At 65.1% G+C, this 616-nt stretch carries 2 protein-coding genes; both read right to left on the reverse strand.

Annotated elements, in window-relative coordinates; genetic code table 11:
- The coding region (locus A5736_RS07100) for a hypothetical protein (protein WP_217695739.1) at positions 1-224 on the reverse strand (224 nt) is incomplete at its 3' end.
- 45 nt (positions 225-269) lie between these two features.
- Entirely contained in the window at positions 270-608 is a 339-nt protein-coding gene (gene glnB / locus A5736_RS07105; protein ID WP_076063176.1) for a nitrogen regulatory protein P-II, read from the reverse strand.
- Positions 609-616: the final 8 nt, after the last annotated feature.

The following is a 616-nucleotide window of genomic DNA, read 5'->3' on the forward strand; positions in this document are numbered from 1 at the left end:
CCGCCGATCCCGACGATCGCGAAGCCACTGGTGTCGGTGATCCCGATCTCGGCGGCCTTGTCGGTCAGCCAGGACTCGTGCAGATCCAGCCATGCGTGCCGCAGCTCGGCCGCATGCAGTCCAACACCATCGGAGAGCAGCTTGCGCCGCGCCTCGGCCAAATCGCCTGCCTCGCAGGCGTTTTCTGCTACGTTCCCGGACGGATCGGGTGGGTCCGGATTCATACCCTCCCGGCCCGTCCGGGTCGGATCAGCAATGTGCGGCTGGCGTCACAGCGCATCGGTTCCGCGTTCACCCGTGCGGACCCGCACTATGGTTTCCACGGGACTCACCCAGACCTTGCCGTCACCGATCTTGCCGGTGCGCGCCGAGCGAACGATGCTGTCCACGACCTTGTCGACGATCGAGTCGTCGACAACGACCTCGATCCGCACCTTCGGCACGAAGTCGACCGAGTATTCCGCGCCCCGGTAGACCTCCGTGTGGCCCTTCTGCCGTCCGTAGCCCTGAACTTCGCTGACCGTCATCCCCAGGACGCCCGCCTCCTCGAGGGTGGTCTTGACGTCATCGAGGGTGAACGGCTTTACGATCGCGGTGATCAGCTTCATGCGTGCTC

Source organism: Mycobacterium sp. SP-6446, from assembly GCF_001954045.1.
Lineage (GTDB): Bacteria > Actinomycetota > Actinomycetes > Mycobacteriales > Mycobacteriaceae > Mycobacterium.

What these genes read in the sequence shown, in the direction of transcription:
- glnB (WP_076063176.1), bottom strand. Translation starts at nt 608, where the DNA reads ATGAAGCTGATCACCGCGATCGTAAAGCCGTTCACCCTCGATGACGTC.